Source organism: Streptomyces netropsis (assembly GCF_014203545.1).
Lineage (GTDB): Bacteria > Actinomycetota > Actinomycetes > Streptomycetales > Streptomycetaceae > Streptomyces > Streptomyces netropsis.
Map to the genome: position 1 here is coordinate 134822 of NZ_JACHJG010000006.1, position 15785 is coordinate 150606.

Here is a 15785-nt window from a genome sequence, read left to right on the forward strand (position 1 = left end):
GCCGGGCGGGAGGGCCGGTGGGCCCTCGCTCTCCCACGCCGCCGCCGTATCCGGGCCGGGTGCCTCCTCGTTGGGTCGGTGAGGCAGTTCGTCAGACGCCGGCCGTGTCCCGGCGGGCGGGAGGGCCGGGTAATGCGGATCCAAATCATCACGGCGGGCACCATGGGTTCGGTGGCCCCGTACACCGGTCTCGGCCACCGTCTCGTGGCCGAGGGCCACGAGGTGGAGATCGTCACCCACGCGAAGTTCGAGGAACTGGTGACCTGCTGCGGCCTGCGCATGCGGCCGCTGCCCGCCGACCCGTTCGAGGAACTGATCGGCGCGCACACCCGCTTCCGGCACGGGGGCCGTTCGCTGCGGGCCGTCCAGCGGCTCGCGCACGCCACCGAGCGGGCGGCGGCGGGGCTCGTGGACGGGATCATCACCGCGGTGGACCCCTCGGCGGACCTGGTCATGCTGTCGACGATCGCCGCGCCGGTGGGCAGGGTCGTCGCCCGCTACCACGACATCCCGAGCATGGGGGTCTTCCTCCAGCCCGACACCCCCACGGCGGCGTTCTCGCCGTGCGCGATGTCGTGGCGGGAGCCGGGGTACGCCAACCGGCTCCGGGGCCGGGCGGTGAACGTCGCGATGGACGCCCTGTACGCCGCGGCCTGCCGGCGGCTGCACGCCCGGCTGGGGCTGCCGTACCGCAGCGGTCACCGGCTGCGCAGGGCGCGGGAGGCGAGCCGCTGGCCCATCTGGCACGGGTACAGCCCCTCGGTCGTCCCGCGCCCCTCCGACTGGCGGCCCGAGCTGCGCGTCGCCGGGTACTGGTGGCCGCACGAGTGCCCGCTGTGGACACCGCCGGCGCTGGTCACGGACTTCCTGGCCGCCGGGCCGCCACCGGTGCTCGTCAGCCTCGGCAGCATGATGCCCGACGCCCCCGAGCGGCTCAGCGCCATCACCGCGCGAGCGCTGCGACACGCGGGGCTCCGGGGCATCGTCCAGTCCGGGTGGGCCGGTTTGTCCGTGGTGAACGACGACGTCATCACGGTCGGCTCGGTACCGCACGGCTGGTTGATGCCGCGCATGGCCGGCGTGGTGCACCACGCCGGAGCGGGCACCACGGGAGCGGGTCTGCGCGCGGGAGTGCCCGCCGTGCCGATGCCGGTGCTGACCGACCAGCCCTGGTGGGCCGCCCGACTGGTGCAACTGGGCGTGAGCCCGAGGGTGTTGCCGCACCGGGAGCTGACCGCGAGCCGACTGGCGGACGCGATGCGGCGGGCGACCGGGGAGCCGCGCTTCACCGAGCGGGCCACGGCGTTCGCCAAGCGGCTGGCGCAGGAGGACGGCGCGGGGGCCGTCGCCCGGGCGGCCGCCGAACTGGCCTCCTGACCGGCCCCGGCCCACTCCCCCACCGGTCCGCCGGCCACGCACCCACGACGCCGACGCCCAGTCAGAACCAGGATCCCTCGTGACGGAACGCACCCAGGACACCTCCCCGGACGCCCTTGCCGACCACACCACCGACCTGCCACGGCCACGCCGCGACCCGAGCGGCCCCCAGCCCGTGCCGTATGCGGCAGGCATCGCCATGCCGCCGCTGGACGCCTGGTTCCACGGACAGCAGAGCAGCGAACACCTCTGCATGACCGCCGGGCTGCTCGCCTGGTTCGAAGGCCCCCCACCACCGCTGTCGGAGCTGCGGGAGCGGGTCCGCCGACGCTGGGGGGCGTTCCCCCGGCTGCGGCTCATGCCACCCGCGGCTTCCTCGGCGTCGGCGTGGCCGCGGTGGACGCCCGGCCCGGAGGTCGACACCGCGGCGCACGTCACCGCCGGGCCGGAAGGCAGACACACGACGCTGGAGGCGGACACGGCGCTGCTGCTGGCCCGCCCGCTCGCGCCCGTACGGCCGCCGTGGCACCTGCATCTGCTGCCTTCGCCGGGCGGCTTCGCGCTCCTGATCCGCGTGCACCACGCCCTGCTCGACGGGAAGTCACTGGTGACGCTGTTGCGGACGCTGCTCGACGTGACGGCGGCGCCACCGCCACGGGCCGCGGCGCGGCGGCCGCTCGCGCCGTCCGCCGAGCCGACGCGCCGCGCACTGACCCGGGCGCTCACCGACGTGCTGCCCAAGGCCCGCCCGCTGCCGTTCCACGGGCCCGTGGACGCCCGGCGGGTGCTGTCCTTCGAGCGGGTGCCGAAGGCGACCCTGAGCGCCGCCCGCGACACCCTGCCCTCGGGGCGGGCCTCCACCAACGCCGTCTTCCTCGCCGCGACCGCCGCCGCCCTGCGGACCGCCGGCCTGGCCGGGCGCTGGCCGCAGCTCCCGGGGATCTGCGCGATGGTCCCCGTCGACGTGCGCGCCGCCGAGGACGCCGACGTCCTCGGCAACCACTACGCCACGATCAGGGTCCCGCTCCCCACCCACCGGCGTCCCGCGCGGCGGCTCGCGGCCGTGGACAGCTTCACCCGGCGCGCCGCGCTGCAGGGCCGGGCGCAGGCCCAGGCTCTTTTGGTGTCCCGGACCCGGCGCCGGCACGGCCGCCTGACCGACGCCCTCGGCCGTTATGTGGCCTCCCCCGTCTATTCCTCCCTGTTGTGCAGCAGCCTGGCGACCCACGCCGGTCCGCTCGCTCTGGGCGCCGCGCCGCTGGTGGCCGTGTCGGGTCTGCCCACGCTCAGCACCGGCCACCCCGTGGCGGTGACCATGTCCCTGCACGGCGCGAACGCGGTGGTGGCGGTCGTGACCGATCACCATCACCGGAATCTGGCCCCGCGGCTGTCCGGCCTCATTCACGACGAGATCCACGCGTTGCGGCTGTGAGGCGTCGGGCTCCCGGGGCGTACGGGACGACGTTGGGTGACCGCTGACGACCTGTCGGGCGGGCGGCCAGTAACGCACGGGCATGACCTGTCGTTGCCCCTGGTGAAACCCCCCACGAGATTCCCGGTCGTACGCATTGCCACGAGCTGCCGTGAGCAGCCGCCCGGACGCGACACCCGACCGTGAAACGGAGACCATCGTGACGACGCTCGCCCCCCTCCACGAAGAGGTCATCAGGCTCAGCTGCGACGGCTACGCGTACAACGGACGTGTTGTGCACCAGCCCAACGCGCGGATGGCACCCGTTGTCCTCGTCGGCGGGGCATTCCAGTACCAGGACACCTGGGGACGGCTGGAACGCTCCCTTCGGAGAAGCGCCAGTGTGATCACGGTCGACCTGCCGGGCTCGGGTACCGCCGACCCGTTGCCCGCCCGGTACGGCTTCGACTTCCTTACGCGCGCCCTCGACGAGTTCCTCTCCGTGGCCGCACCGAGCCCGGTCAACATCCTGGGCGCCTCATACGGCAGCGCCATCGCCTACCAGTGGGTGCAGCAGCACCCCGAGCGGACCGAGCGACTGGCGCTCATGGGCACGATGGCACAGTTGACCGACCACGTCCGCGCGCGCATGGAGCGGGTGCTGCGGCTCGGGGAACAAGGCCGCCGCACGGAGATCGAGGGCGCGGTCCTCGATTCCATGATGTGTTCCTCCCCGGGCGTCGCGGTCGCACGCCGTCCGGCGGTCGTCCGGTGCCTTTCCCGCGCGCTGGGCGACCTGACCGCGAACGACTTCGCGAAGTTCCTCGAGAACAGCCGCCGCCTGCTCGACCACCCGGACCCCGGCGGCCCGACGATCCGGGTCCCGGTTCTTGTGGCGACCGGAGAGCACGATCCGCTCACCACGCCGGCGCTGAGTCGCGACGCGGCGTACCGATGCGCCGACGCCCGCTTCACCACGTTCAAGGACGCGGACCATCTGGTGCATCTGGAACGCCCGGCGGAGCTGGCGGACCTGCTGACCCGGTTCTTCTCCGGCGAGTCCCTCGGCGGCCTGGACTACTGCCATCCCGTGGAGTACATCGACCGCCGGAGCCCCGTCCCGGCGCCCCGGGCGGGCGGGGAGCTTCAGTCCTCGTGTGCCCCCGAGGGCAGCTGACGCAGCTTCATCGGGGTGCGTGTGTGGTACGCGTAGTCCAGCATCTTCCAGGCGTCGGGGTAGCGGTTGGCGTCGTTGAGCAGGACACCCACCACGGTCCGCTTGCCGCGCTTCGCGGCGAAGACGAGACACGGACCGGCAGCGCTGCCGGTCCCGGTCTTGATGCCGATCACGCCGGGGTACGCGCCGAGCAGCTGGTTGGTGTTGTACCAGGTGTAGGTCCGGTTGACGTTGGTCGCCTTCTGCCGGGTGCTGGCCGACCGGGTGACCGCGTCGAAGGTGGCGTTGCGCAGGGCGTGCCGGGCGAGCTCGGCCAGGTCGCGCGGGGTGGTGTGGTTGCGGCCGTGGGCGGAGATGCCGTCGAACGAGTCGTAGTGGGTGCCGCGCAGCCCGAGCCGGGCCGCCTTGGTGTTCATCTTGTCGATGAACGACGCGGTGCGCGCCTTCTCGCTGCCGCCGCTGCCGACCGTGTCCGCGAGTGCGTACGCGGCGTCGCACCCGGACGGCAGCATCAGTCCGTACAGCAGCTGGCGTACGGTCAGCTTGTCACCGACGCGCAGGTCAGCGGTGCTGGCGCCCATGCGTGCGACGTAGTCGCGGTAGGACTGCTTGATGGCGACGGGCTTGTTGAGGTCGACGCCCGGCGTCTCCAGGACCACGACCGCGGTCATGACCTTGGTCGTGCTGGCCATCTGCCGCTTGATGTCCGCCGCCTTGCCCTCCCAGAGCCTGCCGCCGCTGCCGTCGAGCAGATAGGCGCCCTTCGCGCCGATCCCCTTCGGGCCGCCCGCCGCCTCGGCGGTGGCCGTCGGGAGGGCGACGGCGAAGGCCGCCGTCGTCGCGGTCAGCGCCACCGTCCACCGACGGGCCGGGCTTCCCCCACATCGCTGCATTGACGCTCCAATTCCTCGCGGTCGATCCCGGTTCGGGTTGCGGGCCGCATGCTCGCACCCGGCGCCGGGCGCGGCGAAATCGAAGATCACTAATGGGTGACCGGGCCGGGACGGCATCGAGCGGCACCCGTGCGCGTGCCATGCTGCTGTCGCGCATGGCCGGAGACCGCCAAGGAAAACGCCGCGGGGGCACCCCGCACCGATGTCGGCGCGAAGTGCCCCCGACGGGAGCCGGGCGAAGGATCAGGCGTTGCAGATCCCGCGCGCGTAGTCGACCGTGGCGGTCTCCTGCGAGTACTTCCACTGCGGGTCGAGCAGCTTCGCGTCGAGCTGCTTGGCCGCCTCCGGGCTCTCCACGATGTAGCCGAAGTCCTGCAGCCACGACGGGTACAGGTTCTTGGAGCCGATGTAGAACGTGGAGCTGTCGACGGAGACCAGCTTGTGGTGCTGCGCGTACGGGTGCCCGTCGGCCCACTTGCCGTTCGGGGAGCTGCGGAAGGTCGCGAGCTGGAGGTTGGAGCACATCGCCGTCTTGGCGGCCTGCTGGCCGCCGGTGATGTTCGCGAGGCGGTTGCGGAGCGTGTCGCTGATCTCGGACAGCGACTTGATCTGCGAGTAGCCGCCGCTGCCCACCGCGCCGCGGTTGGCCGGGTCGCTGACGACGATGCGGACCTTCACGCCCGCGGCCATCTTGGCGGCGAGGGCGTCGTAGAGCCGGATGTCGTACCGGGGAAGCGGCGGGCAGGTGGCGTTGAGGTCCTGCTGGGAGATCTCGATGTGGCCCTTCGCGCTGGCGACCAGCGCCCGCAGCGCGCTCTCCTCGGGGTTGACCGTGTCGTAGTCACGGTCGGCGTTGGTGTTGTCGTGCAGCCCCACCACGCACTTGGTGTCGGACGCGGTCGGCAGGTCGGGGCGGAAGGTCGACTTCGGGTCGACGTCCTTGATGCCGACGCCGAGCCCGCCGACGGCGATCACCGGCACGTTGCCGGTGGCCGGGGACGTCTTGGGGTTGGTGTCCTTGTGCATGGTCGGCATGCAGCCGGCGTTGCCCGACGCGGCGAACCAGACGCTGGCGATGTTGCTCTTGTTCTGGCACGTCCAGGTCCAGAGCGTGTCCAGGTAGCGGCCCGCGGAGCCGGCGGCGGGGCCGGTCAGGGCGAGGTCGACGTCCGACACCGGGTGCGTGGTGTCGAGGTAGTCGTCCTTCCAGCTGTTGATGCCGCCGGTGAGGGCCGACTGGCCGTCGACCACGAGGATCTTGGAGTGGTTCCAGGAGAACGCGGTCTTCGACGTGGTCATCGACGCGACGTTCAGCGTGATGTTCTCGGCGGCCTTGCCGAGCTTGGCCGTCAGCTCGTCGCGGTACTTCGACGGGATGACGTTCATGTGGTAGACCGGCGCGGCCCCGACGAGGATCCGGACCTTCAGCTTGTTGCCCTTGGCGGCCGACTCCTTGAGCCCGGCGACGATCGCGTCCTGGAAAGCGCCGTTCGGGAAGGGCGCGAGGGTGGATATGTCGACCGTGCGCGTCGCGTTCCCGATGTTCTCGGTCATCTTCGCGAGCAGCCGCTTCGTACCGACACGGTCGGCGCACTTGTCGTCGCCCCAGCAGCCGGGGGTCTGGAGCAGCCAGTCGGAGGGGTCGGCGGCCGAGCCGTCCAGCTTGTTGCCACTGGTGCGCTCCCACACGTCGCCTTCGAGGCCGGGCGAGACCTGACGCAGCGTCTGCTCGACGGCGTCGAGGTGCGGGGTGGCCGAGTCGGCGGCGAAGGCCGGGGTGGCGGGCAGTACGGCGAGGGCTACCGCAGAGACCGTGACGGAGCCCGCGATACGACGGACACGGCTGAGTCTGACCACTGTTGCTTCCTTAACAAAGTGCGAAGTAAAGAGTTGAACGACATAACACATTTGGACCATGTATGGCCCATGTACATCCCATGACAAGGTGTACAGATGATCAACTCTTGGAAGTTACCAGGTGAATGACCCGTCCGGCGCCCGGGTCCGTCCCCGGACCGATGGGTTCCGGACAGCGTGGACGTCGTGGGAGGAGCCGAGTTCCTGACTGACCGCCAGGTGGCCGCGAGCCCCGGCGGCGGGTGGTCAGATGACCATCTGGGCCTGCGGCCAGCGACCCACCCGGTACGGCGCCCACCAGAGGTGTTCCCCGAACCGCACCGCGAGGTCCTCCCGCAGGAAGTCCTCCACCGCGTCGGCCGGCAGGTCCTCGGCTCGGGCGCCGTCCGCCAACGCCGCGATGGCCTCCTGGTAGTGGGGCTCGTCGATGGTGAAGCGCCGCAGCTCGCGGTAGCGCCGGTCCCGTACCTGGAGGAAGCCCGGCCCTCGCCGGTACACGCACTTGCAGATGTAGTAGCCGCGGCGCCACTCGCTCAGCACGCCCTGGGGGTCCTCGACGCCGAGGACGGCGGTGGGCGGGTGCAGATGACCGAGCCGGCGCCAGTCGTGCGGGTCCGGCCCCGGCCGCACGGTCCAGTCGACGGCGAGGGCGAGGCTGGTGAGGTCGCCGATGAGGCTCAGCGTCCGGACCGTCCGGGCGGCTCTCGCGTCGTCCATCGGGCCGGTCAGATCGACGGGGTCCGCCAGGACCACCCGCCGGGCACCGGCGTCGAAGAGGCGGCGCGCGTGCCCCGCGCCCGGCCCGTCGAGGTGCCGGGCACCGATCCGCATGCCGGGCACGGCACAGGCGGCCCGGTCGTAGTCGCGCCACAGCGTCACCGTCAGAGCGTCCGGCGTCGTGGACGCGGCGGCTGCCGTCATGGAGATCCCCTTCGTGAGTGCCGAGTCGCATGCCGGACCGGTGCCGGCATGCGTGCTGGATGGGTGCCGGGCCGGCCGGGGCGGCCCCGGCGGCCGCGGATCAGACTCCCGTGCTCTGCAGCGCCGGTTCCGTCTCCGCCGCGTCTTCGGCCTCGGTCCGCCGCATGTGGTCCAGCCGCAGCAGCTCCTCGTTCACCGCGGGCGGCGCCACGTGCACGTACTGGCCGCCGTCGGCGAAGACCAGGCCGAGCTCCCGCCACCGGCTCAGGGTCGTCTCGATCGTGCCGGCGTCCGAGCCGGGGTGCTCCTCGCGCAGCTTGCGCGCCGCCGCGACGAGGGTGTGCGGCTGGTCGAGCAGCCGGAAGAGCGCCACGTCCACCGGGTCGGTCAACTCCAGCGTCCGCCAGTCGAAGCCGCGGCGGCGGCTCACCAGCACGATCCGGTCGCCCAGGTCGCAGTGCGTCAGCCGACTGGTGGCGAAGGCCCCCTTCCACGCCGTCAGGGCGTCGTTGAGCCTGCGCACCACGTCGTCTCCGACGCCGCGCGGCGGCACGTCGAAGACGTACGCCAGGTCGAACATCTCCGCTTCCGGCAGGTCGTAGGTGATGCGGTACGGCTCGGCCGGCCGCAGGTCGCTGAAGCCCATGCCGGGGTTGTTGAAGTACGGGCTGAACCGCTCGATGGCGATGCGCGCGGACTGGTCGACGGGCGGGTTGAGGTGTTCGAGGGCGGGCAGCTGGCAGGTGATCCCGTCGTAGTCCGCGGCTTCCTCGCCGGGGAATCCGTGCAGGTAGTTCCAGGCCACGGAGAGGCCGGCGGCCGCGCCGTCGCGGAGCATGCGGACGTTCTGGCAGCCGGTGACGCCCTTGTCCATGAGGCCGAGGACCTTGCTGCTGAGGCTCTCGATGCCCGGCTGCACGTAGATGAGGCCGGCGTCGGCGAGGGTCTGCAACTGGCCGCTGCGCATATTGGCCTTGATCTCGTAGTGCAGCCGCAGGTCGTAGCCGCTGTCGATGATGCGGGGCAGCAGCGACTTCACGTATCCCATGTCGAGGATGTTGTCGACGACGTACATGTCGAGCACCCGGTGCCTGGCCGCGAGCCCGACGATCTCCTCGAAGAACACCGTGGGGCTCTTGCTGCGGAACTGCATGAAGGAGCCGTTGAGCCCGCAGAAGGTGCAGTGGTGCTTCTCCCCCCACCAGCAGCCCCGCGCGCCTTCCACGACCAGTTTGGGCTCGACCCACGCATGGGCGGCGGAGGCGGCCAGCCGCTCGAAGTAGCCCGTGTAGTCGGGCGGCAGGATGGCCGCGGGCGGCAGGGGCCTGGTGCTCATCGGGTTGGCGTGCGAGCCGCCGCCCGCATCGCGCCGGCACAGCCCGGTGACGGCGTCGAGGTCCGAGCCGTCGCGCAGTGCGGCGACCAGCGCGGGGAAGGACTCCTCGCCCTCGCCGCGAACGACGTAGTCGACGAAGGGGAAGTTGCGGTGGACGGCCTCGCCCTGCTTGCCGTCGCAGTTGGCGCCGCCCATGACGGTCTTGATGGCGGGATTGAGCCGCTTGACGTATTTCGCGGCGGCCAGCGCGGCGGTGTTCTGCTGGAACGTCGAGGTGAAGCCGACGACGTCGGGTTCCGCCGCCACGATGCGCTCGGCGATGTTCCGTATGAACGCGGTCGCGCTCGCGTGGAGCTCCACCGTGGTCTCCAGGCGCCGGGCACCGATCTTCCCGCCCATCGCGTCCGCGAACTCCGCCACCCGCCAGGTGTCGTCGTCGTAGAGCGCGGAGGAGAACACCCAGTCGCCGCAGCCGAGGAAGTAGGAGGCCAGCGAATAGTATTCGTAGTCGGCGAGCGAGAAATCGTCGCGCTGTTCGGTGATCCAGTCGACATAGTCGATATTCGCGTGCAGCACGTCGGCGTGCGCACCCGGCACTCCTTCGTCGATGCTGCGTTTCAGGATTCCCAGAGCCAGCGAGGGCAGATCGATGGGGGCCCAGGGCATGTTGACCAGGGTTACGCGCACAATTGGCCTCTCTTATCGGATCTCGTCCGAACTCCCGGCCCGCCGGACCTTCTTCACCCGTGCGGCGGGAATCCCGAATTCGGAGCCGTCAGCGCGAAGGGCCGGGCCGCCGCGGCGGCCCGGCCCCCGGGTGCGGCTACTCCTCGGGCTCCTCGGCGGAACGGAAGGGCACGGTGATGCTGATGCCCACGCTGGGCTTACGGCTCTCCTCGTCGCCCTCGAGCGGGTCGTTGTTGATGACGTCCTTCTGCATGGCGTTCACCTCCTCGGTGCGGTGGCAGGTGCCGATGGGGTCGACCGGACGCCGTGCGGCGTCCGGACGTCTGTGGGCGGAGGGGCCGGGCGCGTCAGCCTCCGCAGGAGGAAGCGCACCGACCGCTCCGTGACGGCGGCGTGCTCGGCGCCGTCGTAGCCGTCGTGGCCGGAGTCCAGCCAGCCGACGTCGTGCGGCACCCCGGCCGCCTCCAGCGCCGCAAGGAACACCTCGACCTGTTGCGGCGGGCACTTGGTGTCGTGCCGGGCGGCCACCAGCAGGAGCGGAGCGCGGATGGCCGTGGCGTGCGTGAGCGGCGAGGCGTGCGCGTAGCGCTCCGGCACCTGCTCGGGCGTGCCCCCGAACAGTGCCCGGTCCAGCGCCTGGAGGGCCGGGGTGGAGTGGTGGTGGGCGGTGGCGCAGTCCGCGAGCGGCTTCACCGCCACCGCGGCCGCCCACAGTCCGGGGTGCGTGCCCGCGGCCAGCAGGGTCAGATAGCCGCCCCAGGAGGTGCCGCACAGCCCGACCGCGTCCGGGCGGGCGACACCGCGGCGTACGAGGTCGGCCCGTACCCGCACCAGGTCGGCCACCTGGGTGTGCCCGACGCCCTCGCCCCACGCGGAGCGCCAGCGGGCCCCGTACCCCGTGGAGCCGCGGTAGTTGACCCGGGCCACGGCCAGCCCCGAACCCACCAGGGACTGCACCATGGGGTCGTAGACGTCGCGGTCGTGGTCGGCGGGTCCGCCGTGGACGAGCAGGACCAGCGGCTGGGCACCACGGCTGCCGGTGGGGCGGGAGAGGAAGGTGTGGACCGGGCCGTCGGGGCCGCCGTCCGTCCACAGTTCCTCGCTGGTACCGAAGCTGGGCAGCCGGGTGGCGTCGCCACCGGGCAGCGGTGCCCCGGACAGGGTCATGGGCCGGGCGGGGGTCACCGCGTCCGTGAAGACGAAGTGGACGTCGCCGTCGGGGGCGGGCGCGGCGTCGAGGAGGCTGCCGAGCGGGGTGGCCAGCGGGGTGACGGTCCGCCGGCCGAGGTCGGCGACGCCGACGAGCGTCCGGCCGTGCCGTTCCTGCCGGATCAGGACCCGTTCGCCGTCGGGGAACCAGCGGGCGGTGAACTCGGTGTCGCGCGCCGACCAGGGGTGCGGGCGCATGCCCTTGGCCGCCGTCCAGGTGGCGAGGCGGTATCGGCTCTCGTACTGCTGGATCAGCAGCAGGCGCGGCACACCGCCGCCAGGGGCGAACCCCCGCGCCCACAGTGGACTCTCCCCGCCCGCCAGGGTGGCCACGGAAGCGCCGTCGGCCGAGACGACGGTGACGGCCTCGGGCGCGCGGGCCGACCGGGTCAGCGCGAGCAGGCCGCCGCCCGGGGCCACGTCGCACAGCCGGACGGCTCCCTCGTGGCCCGGCAGGGTCCGCGGACGGTCGCCGCGTCGGCCGAGGTGGACGGTCATGCCGTCGGGCCGTCGCAGGCCCAGCGCGACCGTGCCGTCCTCGGCGAAGGCCAGCCCGGCGAAGTGCCCGGCTCGCACGCCCTCGAACGCGGGAGTGCGCGGGCCGCCGTCGAAGCCCTGGGTGTACCAGAGCCCGGTCCCGTCCCGTTCCTCCGCGAACCACCAGACGACGCAGTCGGCGTCCACGGCGCAGAGCAGGGTGCCGTGGGGGCTCTCCGTCACCTGCCGGGAACGTCCGGTGGCCCGGTCCCAGGCGAACACCTCGCAGCGGCCGCCGGCGTCGCCGACGTACACCATCCGGTCGGGCCGGGCGGGGCACACCTCCGGCAGGACCGGCCGGTAGACGCCCCACGTGCGCGTGGCGGTCATCCGATCACGCCCTCGGGCCGCCGCGCCGTGGCACCGGCGTCGTGCACGAGGCCGCGCCGCGCGGTGCAGTAACCGGCAAGCCCCACGAGCGCGCCGGCGCTGCCGAAGGCGACCGCCCGGCCGCCCGTCCCGGCCACGAGGGCGCCCGCTGCGGCCGGGGCGAGTGCGGCCACGGTCTCGCCCGCCGTGCCCAGGACGGTGCCCACCCGGCCCTGGAGCCGATCGGGCGTCAGGAGCACCACGCGCGCGTGGAGCACGATGCCCACGGCGGGGGCGGCGAGGCTCACCGTGCCGAGGAGCAGCCCGTACGCCCAGGTGTGCGTCACGAACCCGAGCCCGGCCGCGGCCGGGACCATGAGCCAGGAGGCGGCAACGACGACACGGACCGGTCCCAGCCGTCGGATCACCCAGGGGGCGATCAGCGCGCCGACCAGCCCGCACAGGCCGCTGACGGTGAGGATCAGCCCGATGGCGGCGGCCCCGGCGCCGCGGGCGTGGGAGGCGAGCACGGCGTGGAAGTACAGCACGCCGAGCACGGCGTTGAGCCCCGCGGTCCACAGCGTCACGAACCGCAGGAACGGCTGGTGGCGGACGAACCGCAGCCCTTCGGCCAGTTCCCGGGTGAAGCGGTCGCGGCGCGCGGGGCGCGAGGGGGTGAGGTCGGCCCGGATCGCGCGGGTGAGGACGGCGACGCAGAGGAAGGAGAGCGCGTCGGCCAGTACGGGCACCCAGCGGGCGAGTTGGAACAGGGCACCGCCCAGGGACGGGCCGACGATCTGTACGGCCTGGTCACGGGATTGGAGGCGGCTGATGGCGGTCGCGTACCGCTCGGGTGGCACGAGGGCCCGGACCGTGCCCTGCGCCGCCGCCGCGTAGAGGGAGCAGGCGACGCGTTCGACGAGTGCGGCGAGCAGCACATGGGCGGGGGTGACCCTGTCCCAGGCCACCGCGGCGAAGACCGAGCCCATGGCTCCGGCGGCCACCAGGGCGGACCGGACCATCAAGGTGCGGCGGCACCCGCGGTCCGCCAGCACCCCGGCGAACGGCGAGACGACGAGCCCGCCGACGAGGGACACCGATGCCACGAGCCCGACGAGACCCGGTGAGCTGCCCGACGCCAGGAGAATCAGCGGGAGGAAGAGCGCCGACGCGTAGGTGCCGAGTCCGTCGACGGCGCCGGCCGTCCAGAAATACAGAAAGTCCCTTGGTGCCGCTCCGTTTCGGGCACCGGTCGTGCGTAATTCCCCCTCCTTGCCACTCATCTCTCCACAGCCTCGGATTTCCCGGACGGGGAATTCCTGTACGCACACTTCGGGAGCAGACACACGGCCATGGCCGACCTTCTTCCTTCGCCGCGAGGGGGTGCAGAAGGGAGGACGCGCAAGCAATTCGGTGAGCGGTTGGGAGCGTAACCGAGGGGTTCACGGTGCGCAACGCTTCCACCAATGATTCCGGGCGGTAGGGCGGTTCGGCGGCAAGGTCCGCCGATGGAATGGAAACGGCCGGTTCCATATCCGGTGCGATGCACACGGCGAGTACAGCTCTGGGGGCAGCGGGACGGCGCCGATAATGGCCGGTTGCGGCCGTCCGGCGCGCGCGGTGGCCGATGCCGGGAAACGGCGCCGGCAAGGGGGCACGCGGGACCGGGGGCTGTGAACCGGCGCCTCACAGCCCCCCACGGGCACCCTGGTATCCGCAAGAACTCCGCCCGTATCTACCCGTATCTAGAGGTCCACCAGCGCACCGCAGGAGACGTTCACGGTGGCGGAGGCCATCGCACGGGCGCGGTCCGATGCCACGAGGGTCGCGGCGGCGGCGATGTCGGCCGGCGTCGCCGTGAGACTCAAGGGCTGCGTCTCCTCGACGCCCGCGTCCCCCCTCCCCGCTTCCCCGGCCCCCGTCTCCCCGATCGACGCGATCGCGTCCCCGTCACCCGTCTTGAGCGTGACGACGCGGATGCCGTACCGGTCCAGTTGGGTGGCCCACTGCCGGCGCAGCCCCTCGAGGGCGTCCAGGGCGACGTCGAACCCGCCCGGCCCGGCGGCAGACGTGGGGCTCGGGCCTCCCAACGCCAGGATGACCCCGGACCCGCGCACGGCCATGTGCCGCGCGGCCGCGCCGGTCGTGAGGAAGTGGCTCCACGTCGCGGCCGTGGGGACCGGCCGCGCGAACTCCGCCGCGGAGAGTCCTGCCGACGGCTTCGGGAGCTTGCGGGCAGCGCCGTACCCGATGAGGTTGAACGAGATGTCGACCCGCCCGGCCCGCCCGGCCACCCCGTCGACGAAGGCGTTGACGTCCTTCTCGTCGCGGGCGTCGAGGCGCGTCGTCACGGCCGTGCCGCCCGCGGAGCGGATCTCGTCGGCGACGTCGTCGAGCGTGGCGCGCGTACGCCCGGCCAGGAAGACCTCGGCTCCCTCGCGGGCGAAGGTACGGGCCACAGCGCGGCCGATGCGACCGCCCGCCCCGTAGATCACGGCGACCTTGTTCTCCAGCAGCATGTCAATCCGTCCTTCCGCGTCGCGAAGCGCTCCGACGGACGCCGTCGGGAGTGCGGGCAGGGTGAAGAGAAGACTTTCGGCGGTGGCCCCATGCTCCCAGGCCGACGCCCGCACCCGGCTCCGGGACTCGTATGAAGAGTTGAGGCCGTGGGCACCGGGGAAGGCGCCTGCCTTCCCACCTCCGGTGACTACGTCGCGTGGAGGCGTGGCCCCGATCGTTTCCGGCCAAGGGCATCATCGAAGGAGCAGACGGCACAGCCGGGGTGGCGACGGGAACGGGCCCCGGGGAGACACCGCCCCCGTGCCTGTCCCGTACAACTTCCGGATGACCTCGGCCTGGCGAGCCGGTCTGCAGATGTACGGAAGGCCGCCTCACGGGTGGATTCCAGGCGCCTGGGCGAGGGCCTAGTTTCTTGATCATCGGCGGTGCGACCCCATGCCCGCCGATCGGTCGTGAAGTGAGGCATGCATGTACGGCAAGGCATTCGCCCCGGAGTACCGGGGTGCTCTCGGCGCGCTCTCGGTGAACTCCTCCCTCGAGGACGTCCTCGAGCAGGCGCTCGAACAACGGCGGCGGGCCGAACTCTCGGGCAGTGCGCTGGAGTCGGCGCACGCGGGGCTCGCCGTCGCCGAGGCGAGCCGGCGTCTGGGCCGGGTCGAGGAGGCCGATCAGGCGTGGAAGGCGAGCTACCGGGCCGCGCGGCAGGCCGAGGACGAGGGAGCGATGGCATGGGCGGTGTGGAGCGGCGGCACCCTGGCCCGGCAGCGGGGCGACCTCGCCCTGGCCCGGCGTTGGCTGGCCACGGCCGCCGAACTCGCCGAGCGCGGCGGGGACATCGTCGCCCGCGGCTACTCGCTCGCCGGACTGGCCGAGACCGGACGGATCCAGGGGGATTACGAGGCGGTCGGCGAGCTGCACGAGAAGCTGCTCGCCGAGGCCAGACGGCGCGGCGAGGCCCGGCACACGGTGTGGGCGCTGGAGGGCATCGCCCAGATGCACCGCAACACCGGCTCGTACGACAGCGCCCTCGCCCTCTTCGAGGAGGCGGCGGAGATAGCCGGGAAGGCGGACGACGCCCGCGGCCGCGCCTGGGCCTTGCGCGGCATAGCCGACGTGCTGTCCGTGCGGGGCGACACCGAGCGGGCGCTGGAGCTGCTCTCCGAGGCGGAGGTCACCTGCCAGGAGATGCGGCTGGCCAGCGCGTTGGCGTACAACCACAAGATGCGGGGCAACGTCCTCTTCCGCGCCGCCCGTTACGAGGAGGCCCGCGCGTGCTACAGCGGAGCTCTGGAGGAGTTCCGGGCCATGGGCGAGCCCCGGGGCGAGGCGCTCTCCCGGCTCGGCCTGGTCAAGTCCCGCGCCCAGCTGGGACGGGACCTCGCGGAGACCGCCGCCGACCTCGACGGGCTGCACGTCACCCTCGGCCGGATCGGGCTGCTGCACGCCCGGGACATGGTCGACAAGGCGCGGGCCGAACTGGGAATCGTGGCGGCCGGGACGGTGCCGACCGGCTGACCCCGGCCGCCACGCCCGTCCCGCTCCCCGAACGAA

The 15785-nt window shown here is 72.5% G+C and carries 11 protein-coding genes; 4 read left to right on the forward strand and 7 right to left on the reverse strand.

Annotated features, from left to right (window positions below):
- Nucleotides 1-132: 132 nt before the first annotated feature.
- The 3 genes from FHS38_RS16435 (at nucleotide 133) to FHS38_RS16445 (ending at nucleotide 3965) form a co-directional block, all read left to right on the forward strand.
- Nucleotides 133-1377: a glycosyltransferase gene (locus FHS38_RS16435; protein ID WP_184734309.1), complete on the forward strand. Its 1245-nt coding sequence runs from the start codon at nucleotides 133-135 to the stop codon at nucleotides 1375-1377.
- Between the two features lie 79 nt (nucleotides 1378-1456).
- Nucleotides 1457-2809 (forward strand): wax ester/triacylglycerol synthase domain-containing protein, encoded by a 1353-nt coding sequence (locus FHS38_RS16440; RefSeq protein WP_184734310.1) that lies wholly within the window; start codon nucleotides 1457-1459, stop codon nucleotides 2807-2809.
- A gap of 151 nt (nucleotides 2810-2960) precedes the next feature.
- Complete coding sequence (locus tag FHS38_RS16445) at nucleotides 2961-3965, forward strand: alpha/beta fold hydrolase (protein WP_229821973.1); 1005 nt, start codon at nucleotides 2961-2963, stop codon at nucleotides 3963-3965.
- Here FHS38_RS16445 and FHS38_RS16450 read toward each other — a convergent pair.
- The 7 genes from FHS38_RS16450 to FHS38_RS16480 form a co-directional block, all read right to left on the reverse strand.
- The gene (locus FHS38_RS16450) at nucleotides 3935-4858 is read right to left on the reverse strand and encodes a D-alanyl-D-alanine carboxypeptidase family protein (RefSeq protein ID WP_184734311.1); all 924 of its coding nucleotides are present in this window, start codon (nucleotides 4856-4858) and stop codon (nucleotides 3935-3937) included. The two genes, FHS38_RS16445 and FHS38_RS16450, sit on opposite strands and share 31 nt — an antisense overlap.
- Before the next feature lie 243 nt (nucleotides 4859-5101).
- Nucleotides 5102-6715 (reverse strand): phospholipase D-like domain-containing protein, encoded by a 1614-nt coding sequence (locus FHS38_RS16455; RefSeq protein ID WP_229821974.1) that lies wholly within the window; start codon nucleotides 6713-6715, stop codon nucleotides 5102-5104.
- Nucleotides 6716-6961: 246 nt separating this feature from the next.
- Nucleotides 6962-7636 carry a DUF5825 family protein gene (locus tag FHS38_RS16460; protein ID WP_184734313.1) on the reverse strand — a complete coding sequence of 225 codons (675 nt, stop codon included), beginning with the start codon at nucleotides 7634-7636 and terminating at the stop codon, nucleotides 6962-6964.
- Between the two features lie 100 nt (nucleotides 7637-7736).
- Nucleotides 7737-9659 (reverse strand): RiPP maturation radical SAM C-methyltransferase, encoded by a 1923-nt coding sequence (locus FHS38_RS16465; protein WP_184734314.1) that lies wholly within the window; start codon nucleotides 9657-9659, stop codon nucleotides 7737-7739.
- A 258-nt stretch (nucleotides 9660-9917) separates the two neighbouring features.
- Entirely contained in the window at nucleotides 9918-11735 is a 1818-nt protein-coding gene (locus FHS38_RS16470; protein WP_184734315.1) for a S9 family peptidase, read from the reverse strand.
- Nucleotides 11732-12997: an MFS transporter gene (locus FHS38_RS16475; RefSeq protein WP_184734316.1), complete on the reverse strand. Its 1266-nt coding sequence runs from the start codon at nucleotides 12995-12997 to the stop codon at nucleotides 11732-11734. Before FHS38_RS16475 ends, FHS38_RS16470 begins: the two co-directional genes overlap by 4 nt.
- 462 nt (nucleotides 12998-13459) lie before the next feature.
- Nucleotides 13460-14233 carry an SDR family NAD(P)-dependent oxidoreductase gene (locus FHS38_RS16480; RefSeq protein WP_184734317.1) on the reverse strand — a complete coding sequence of 258 codons (774 nt, stop codon included), beginning with the start codon at nucleotides 14231-14233 and terminating at the stop codon, nucleotides 13460-13462.
- Nucleotides 14234-14702: 469 nt separating this feature from the next.
- On the opposite strand from FHS38_RS16480, the gene FHS38_RS16485 reads away from it, so the two are divergent.
- Nucleotides 14703-15749: a tetratricopeptide repeat protein gene (locus FHS38_RS16485; RefSeq protein ID WP_184734318.1), complete on the forward strand. Its 1047-nt coding sequence runs from the start codon at nucleotides 14703-14705 to the stop codon at nucleotides 15747-15749.
- Nucleotides 15750-15785 lie beyond the last annotated feature (36 nt).

What these genes read in the sequence shown, in the direction of transcription:
- FHS38_RS16480 (WP_184734317.1), bottom strand. Translation starts at nt 14,233, where the DNA reads ATGCTGCTGGAGAACAAGGTCGCCGTGATCTACGGGGCGGGCGGTCGC.
- FHS38_RS16470 (WP_184734315.1), bottom strand. Translation starts at nt 11,735, where the DNA reads ATGACCGCCACGCGCACGTGGGGCGTCTACCGGCCGGTCCTGCCGGAG.
- FHS38_RS16475 (WP_184734316.1), bottom strand. Translation starts at nt 12,997, where the DNA reads ATGAGTGGCAAGGAGGGGGAATTACGCACGACCGGTGCCCGAAACGGA.
- FHS38_RS16485 (WP_184734318.1), top strand. Translation starts at nt 14,703, where the DNA reads ATGTACGGCAAGGCATTCGCCCCGGAGTACCGGGGTGCTCTCGGCGCG.
- FHS38_RS16460 (WP_184734313.1), bottom strand. Translation starts at nt 7,636, where the DNA reads ATGACGGCAGCCGCCGCGTCCACGACGCCGGACGCTCTGACGGTGACG.
- FHS38_RS16450 (WP_184734311.1), bottom strand. Translation starts at nt 4,858, where the DNA reads ATGCAGCGATGTGGGGGAAGCCCGGCCCGTCGGTGGACGGTGGCGCTG.
- FHS38_RS16435 (WP_184734309.1), top strand. Translation starts at nt 133, where the DNA reads ATGCGGATCCAAATCATCACGGCGGGCACCATGGGTTCGGTGGCCCCG.